Origin of the sequence: Lysinibacillus sp. NPDC093210 (assembly GCF_044753985.1) — a bacterium.
In the GTDB taxonomy this organism is placed as follows: domain Bacteria; phylum Bacillota; class Bacilli; order Bacillales_A; family Planococcaceae; genus Lysinibacillus.
Window position 1 is genome coordinate 24431 of record NZ_JBIVOE010000017.1, and the last position, 6902, is coordinate 31332.

Here is a 6902-nt window from a genome sequence, read left to right on the forward strand (position 1 = left end):
AATTTAGTATAATAGAAATTGACCATATCAAAATATTCAGTTTGCAAAATAATTATAAGGTCAGGAGAATAATCGCTCATGGACATGCTCTTATTTCAGCTTGAAAAAGATGGTGGAAAACCGCTATATGATCAGCTTTATAGCGGTATAAAAGAAGCCATTACTACAAAGAAAATTACCGTTGGAGAAAAATTACCTTCAAAAAGAAAATTAGCAGATTTTTTAAATATTTCTCAAACGACTATTGAAATTGCCTATGCACAGTTACTTGCTGAAGGTTATATTATGTCAAAATCGAGGGTCGGTTATTTTGTTGAGGAAATTGATGAACTTCCATATATTCAGCAAGACCCATCCGCGTATCTAACAGAGCAGCCTCGGAAAAAATCATATTCCATTGATTTTAACCCTGGTTCCATTGATATTGATGCCTTTCCATTTCAAACGTGGCGAAAATATGCAAAAGAGCTATTTGATGATGCCTCGAAGGAACTATTATTAACAGGTGAGCCACAAGGAGAACTAGCATTACGTACGGAAATTGCTAATTATTTATATCAATCACGTGGCGTTATTTGTAGCCCTGAGCAAATTGTTATTGGCTCAGGTACTGAACAACTACTTCCAATGATATTACGTCTCTTCAGTGAAGATACTTGCTTTGCGCTCGAAAATCCTGGTTATCCAACAGTGCATCGGATGTTTCTGCAACATAAGCGAAAAGTTTGTCCAATATCTGTAGACGATGAAGGAATACTTATTCAGGAACTAGAAAAAACTACTGCCAACGTTGTTTATATAACACCATCGCATCAATTCCCTACTGGCGCTGTATTATCTGCGACAAGACGTGCACAGGCATTAAATTGGGCCGCTCAAAGCCCATCACGATATATTATTGAAGATGATTATGATTCTGAATTTCGTTATACTGGAAAACCAATTCCTGCTCTTCAAGCATTAGATCGCAATGACAAAGTAATCTATATGAGTACCTTTACAAAATCATTAATGCCTTCTTTACGAGTTGCCTATTTTGTGCTTCCACCAAAGCTGCTGGCTACTTATAATGATGTCTTTAATTATTATTCATCGACAGTACCTAGATTTGATCAGCACATTGTAGCCAATTTTATGCGAGACGGTCACTTTTCAAAACATTTGAATCGTATGCGAAAAGTATACCGAAAAAAGCATGAGAAGCTAACTACCATTTTAGAAAATTATTCTACTCAAATTAAAATAACAGGAGAGCAAGCAGGCATGCACATCTTGCTCAATGTTGAGCATGAATTATCCGAGAAACAATTACAGCAAAGTGCCAATGCTGAAGGAATAGGTATCTATCCATTATCAGATTATCGACTTGATGAAAATACGACCTCACAAGCTCAATTTTTACTTGGCTTTGGAGGTATACCGGTGCATGAAATTGAAACATCTGTTGAGAAATTAATGAATTGCTGGGCAATACAACTTAAACAACCATCTACATCACGATTAAAGTGATAAGATGGTTGTGCTTTTTATCCATTTTCTTTTAGTTGAATATTATAATGCTTAAACCACGTATGAATTTGCCCTAAATAGGCTAAGAGTTGCGGACCAGCCATTAATTGTCCATACCAAGGCACTTTAAATGAACTTCCTCCAGACTCAATTAACTCCACTAATTTTTGTCGTTCAAAAAATTCATGAAGAACTGAATTTTTATCATTTAATATTTCTTTTAACCACTTTTGAACACCTGCTGTATAAACAGGATGATACGTTTTCGGATATGGATTCTTTTTACGATATAACACTTCCTCTGGCAATAAATGCGACATCGCTTTTCGAAGTAAGCCTTTTTCCATTCCGTCTAAATTTTTCATTTCCCAAGGAATATTCCACGCATATTCTACAAGCCGATGATCTGCAAATGGCACGCGCACCTCTAGACTCGCGCCCATACTCATCCGATCTTTTCGTTCTAGCAATGTTTGCATAAACCATACCATGTTTAAATAAAACATTTCACGGTGCTGTGCTGCCTCAGGACTTTCCCCCTCTAGATAAGGTACTTCTCCAATCGTTTGATCATATACTTGCTGTGCGTAGTTTTCCACATCTAACTTGTTGCGCCATTCCTCCCGTAACATAGCTGTTCTTTCTGGAAGTGATCGAATCCATGGAAAGCCTGTAGTCCTTTCTTTAAACCATGGATAGCCACCAAATATCTCATCTGCACATTCCCCCGATAAGGCTACCGTAAAATCTTTTTTTATTTCTCGGCAAAACCATAGTAACGAAGAGTCAACATCCGCCATACCAGGAGCATCTCTGACAATGACAGCTTCTATCAATAAATCGATTAATTGTTGCTGTGAAATTTGCTCAGCATGATGTGTTGTATCAAATGAGTCGTTCATTTTTTTAATCCAATAAGTGTCCGTTGAAGTTTGAAAAGCATGTGGATTAAAGAAACGTTCGTTATCCTCATAGTCGATAGAGTACGTATGAAGTTTGCCTTTATTTTGTTGCTGGAAGCTATTTGCCGCAATACCAGTAATAATACTGGAATCTAAACCTCCAGACAGAAATGTGCAAATTGGTACATCTGATACAAGTTGTCGTTCGATAGCATCTGTCAGTAAATAGCGTACATGATCAATTGTCTCTTCCAATGATTCTTCATGTTTTTTGCTTTGAAGCTGCCAATATTGCCATATACGTACCCCGTCTCTTGAATACCTCATTGCGTATCCTGGCCGTAATTCATTAATATTATGAAATAGCGACTTTCCAGGTGTTTTAGATGGTCCTACAGCCATTATTGTAGCAAGCCCTTCTGTATTAACCATTGGATGAACTGCTGGATGAGCAAATAGCGCCTTTACCTCTGATGCAAAAAGTAACCCTTCTTGCTGCTCCGTATAATACAAAGGCTTTACCCCAAGACGGTCACGGCACAGAAAAAGTGATTCCGTTTGTTCATCCCACACGCCAAAAGCAAATATGCCATTTAAATAGTTCACACATTGTTCTTTCCATTCAATATAAGCAGTTATTAATACTTCCGTATCTGACTGAGTTGTAAAAACATGCCCTCTTGTTTGCAGCTCTTTACGTAATTCTTCTGTATTATAGAGCTCGCCATTATATGTAATGGCATAGTTTACGCCATCATGTTTTTTCATCATCGGTTGCTTGCCACCTATTAAATCGATAACTGCTAACCGTCGATGGCCAAATGCAATATGTTCATTACACCAAGTATTTTCATCATCAGGGCCTCGTTTACTTAATGCTTGCGCCATAGACTTCATGATTTTATCACTTGTTCGTAAATCCTTTTTAAAACTAGCCCACCCTGTAATACCACACATTTAGCCACATCCTTTCGCCTATTAGCGTATGCAGAAAGCCTGTAAAATGTGAAAAAGAACACGTTATGCTTTTTCAAACATAAACGTGTTCTTTATACTTAGTTTTTAAAATAAGCCGCCAACAAAGTCAGTAATGCCGCCCCATAAGCTGCCGAAGAAATTACCGATACCTTGGAAGAATAGAGCAAAGCCACTTGCACGTTCAACAGATGCTGTTGTCACGACATCAGATGCAAATTCCTTGCCATCGATAAAGCCGTAATCCTTGCCTTCTGTACGCTCAATAACGACTTTACCTACTACCGTATCCTTCTTAACGTTAGCTTCCAGACTTTTTTTATCTAATAGTAATTTTGGTTGATATAAATCTTTTTCAGAAGATTTCACCATAAATGAAATTGGTTCTTTCACAGCGATGGCTACTTTATCTTCTTTCCCTTTTGTAACTTTTACAGTCTTTTGGTCTTTAAATTTATAGTTCGCTGGGATAATTTCATGTTTTGTAAATTGTGAAAAGCCGTAGTTAAATAATTTTGCTGTAGCATCAAAGCGGGCTTTATACGAACCTTGTCCATTTGCATCTACAGCTTTCATTACAACTGCAATTAAACGTGTCCCGTTGCGTTCTGCAGTACCTGTGAAGCAATGCCCTGCAAAGTTTGTAGTACCTGTTTTTAGGCCGTCTACGCCTTCATATTGGAATACTAGACCAGGTAACATAAAGTTCCAGTTTGACATCTCAATTGCATCATCTGTACCTGCACGGAATGTCTTTTTTGTAATCTTAGATGTTTCTAAAACCTTTGGATGGTCTTTTAATAAATGATACGCTAATTTTGCTACAGACTTAGCTGGCATCACATTCTCATCTTGTGGACCAGTGCCTGCTGGTTGCATACCAAATAGATCTGCATTGTTAAGACCAGTAGCATTTACAAACTTATAGCCTTCAAGTCCAAGCTCTTCCGCCTTTTTGTTCATAAGCTTTAAGAACTCTGTTTCAGTACCTGCAATTGTTTCTGCAATAGCTACTGTCGCTGCATTAGCAGAATAGATAGCCATCGCCTCATAAAGTTCACGAATTGTATATGATCCGTCTCTTCGTAATGGTACATTACTTAATGCACGATTTTGAGACATGCGATACGTATAATCTGTAACATGATATTCTTGATCCCATTTCACTGTACCTGCATCGATTGCGTCCAGTAGTAGGTACTCTGTCATCATCTTCGTCATACTAGCGATACCTAGTGAAGTATCTGCATTTTGTTCATATAAAATTTTTCCTGAATCTGCGTCTATTAGAATCGCAGCATCTACTGTAAGCCCTAAATCTGTTTCTGCATTTGCTTTCGCAGGCATACCCGCAAATATACTAAATAATAAAACAGGAATTAGGAGCAAACGTAATACGGTGTTCGTTGTTTTTTTCACCTTCATTGCCCTCCAAAAAATAATCTTGTCCTCGACATTTTATCATAGATATCATCATACGTGCGCAATCTAGTTCATAAAAAATGCCCTCGTGCCATCTTTGTAGACGATACGAGAGCATAAAAGTTGCGAGAATTTTATTACATTGAATAGTTTGGTGATTCTTTTGTAATTTGAACATCATGAGGATGTGACTCACGAAGACCTGCACCTGTCATACGGACAAACTGTGCTTTGTCACGTAAATACTCAAGGTTAGGAGCTCCACAATAACCCATACCTGCTCGAATACCGCCGATCAATTGATAAACTGTATCTGCTAGAGGACCTTTATAAGGAAGTCGACCTTCAATTCCTTCAGGCACTAACTTTTTCGCATCCTCTTGGAAATAACGATCTTTTGAACCTTTTTCCATTGCACCAATTGAACCCATACCACGATAAACTTTAAAACGACGACCTTGGAAAATTTCAGTATCCCCAGGAGATTCAGAAGTACCTGCAAGAAGTGAACCAAGCATTACGATGTTACCACCTGCTGCAAGGGCTTTTACGATATCTCCAGAGTATTTAATACCACCATCAGCAATAATTGTTTTACCAAGCTCACGAGCTACTGTAGCGCAATCATAAATAGCTGTAATTTGAGGTACACCTACACCTGCAACAACACGAGTTGTACAAATTGATCCTGGTCCAATACCAACTTTCACTACATCTGCACCAGCCTCAAATAGTGCACGAGCGCCATCTCCAGTTGCTACATTACCAGCGATGATTTCCAGTTCAGGGTATGTCTCGCGGATAGAACGAATTGTTTGTAGTACGCCTTCTGAGTGACCATGCGCTGTATCGATTACTACGATATCCACCTGTGCTTCAACAAGCTTCTCAATGCGAACCATTGTATCTTTAGAAACACCTACTGCTGCACCTACTAATAAACGACCATGTACATCTTTCGCAGCTTTCGGGAATTCAATTACTTTTTCAATATCCTTAATTGTAATTAAGCCAGTTAATTTACCATCTTCATCTACAATAGGAAGTTTTTCAATTTTGTATTGTTGAAGAATTTTTTCAGCATCCTCTAAAGTCGTTCCAACAGGAGCCGTAATCAAATCTTCTTTTGTCATTACATCTTCAATTTTTAAAGAGTAGTCAGAAATAAAACGCAAATCGCGATTTGTAATAATACCAACTAGTTTTTGGTTCTCCATGCTATCAACAATTGGAACACCTGAAATTCGGTATTTCCCCATTAAATGTTCAGCATCGAAAACTTGGTGGGTTGGAGTTAAGAAGAATGGGTTTGTAATAACGCCATTTTCAGATCGTTTTACTTTTTCAACTTGTTCTGCTTGCTCATCGATTCCCATATTTTTATGGATAATACCGATACCACCTTGACGTGCCATAGCAATTGCCATCTTAGATTCTGTTACTGTATCCATTCCTGCACTGACCATTGGAATATTTAATTTAATCTTTGGTGTTAGTTGAACTGATAAATCAACATCTTTCGGTAATACTTCTGAATGAGCTGGTACTAATAATACATCATCAAAAGTTAAACCTTCTTTGGCAAATTTAGATTCCCACATTTTCGTAACTTCCTCCTATAGTTAAAAGAATATTAATTGTAAGATTAACAACGAGTCTTGCTACTGTCAAGAAACTTATAAAAGAAAGACAATTCAGACATCTTACTCTAGTAAAATTTATACCCTATTCTCTATTATTAAGTCCGAATTTCTATATTTAATGTAGGATTTTCTCTATTTAATATATTTTTCTTGTAAAAAACTCACTACCTTTAAAAGACTCAAATCCTTAAACATTAAATTCAAGATTACAAATATTGTATTCTCTTATACAGACTAATTTCATAAATTATCAAGAAAATAGTAACAATGAGAGTCATATGAGAGTGCTTACAAAGAGAATTACCATTAATTTTTAACCCAAATAAAAAAACAGCCAACAATTGCTGACTGCTTTGTGTGCCTAGCGACGTCCTACTCTCACAGGGGGAAGCCCCCAACTACCATCGGCGCTAAAGAGCTTAACTTCCGTGTTCGGTATGGGAACGGGTGT

The 6902-nt window shown here is 37.4% G+C and carries 4 protein-coding genes and 1 rRNA gene; 1 reads left to right on the forward strand and 4 read right to left on the reverse strand.

Annotation, left to right across the window (positions count from 1 at the left end; all coding sequences use genetic code 11):
- Positions 1 to 78 precede the first annotated feature (78 nt).
- Positions 79 to 1509 (forward strand): MocR-like pyridoxine biosynthesis transcription factor PdxR, encoded by a 1431-nt coding sequence (gene pdxR, locus ACIP9C_RS22970; RefSeq protein ID WP_401015152.1) that lies wholly within the window; start codon positions 79 to 81, stop codon positions 1507 to 1509.
- Between the two features lie 17 nt (positions 1510 to 1526).
- Here pdxR and asnB read toward each other — a convergent pair whose 3' ends face one another.
- From asnB to rrf, 4 genes are all read right to left on the reverse strand, one after another.
- Positions 1527 to 3368 (reverse strand): asparagine synthase (glutamine-hydrolyzing), encoded by a 1842-nt coding sequence (asnB, locus tag ACIP9C_RS22975; protein ID WP_401015155.1) that lies wholly within the window; start codon positions 3366 to 3368, stop codon positions 1527 to 1529.
- Positions 3369 to 3473: 105 nt separating this feature from the next.
- On the reverse strand, positions 3474 to 4811 hold the full coding sequence (locus ACIP9C_RS22980) for a D-alanyl-D-alanine carboxypeptidase family protein (RefSeq protein ID WP_401015158.1): 1338 nt from the start codon (positions 4809 to 4811) through the stop codon (positions 3474 to 3476).
- A 134-nt stretch (positions 4812 to 4945) separates the two neighbouring features.
- Positions 4946 to 6409 (reverse strand): IMP dehydrogenase, encoded by a 1464-nt coding sequence (gene guaB, locus ACIP9C_RS22985; RefSeq protein WP_228134214.1) that lies wholly within the window; start codon positions 6407 to 6409, stop codon positions 4946 to 4948.
- A gap of 401 nt (positions 6410 to 6810) precedes the next feature.
- Positions 6811 to 6902 (reverse strand): 5S ribosomal RNA (gene rrf / locus ACIP9C_RS22990); the annotation flags it as partial.

Excerpts from the sequence above, each read along its gene's own strand:
- guaB (WP_228134214.1), bottom strand. The coding sequence starts at position 6,409 with ATGTGGGAATCTAAATTTGCCAAAGAAGGTTTAACTTTTGATGATGTA.
- asnB (WP_401015155.1), bottom strand. The coding sequence starts at position 3,368 with ATGTGTGGTATTACAGGGTGGGCTAGTTTTAAAAAGGATTTACGAACA.
- pdxR (WP_401015152.1), top strand. The coding sequence starts at position 79 with ATGGACATGCTCTTATTTCAGCTTGAAAAAGATGGTGGAAAACCGCTA.
- ACIP9C_RS22980 (WP_401015158.1), bottom strand. The coding sequence starts at position 4,811 with ATGAAGGTGAAAAAAACAACGAACACCGTATTACGTTTGCTCCTAATT.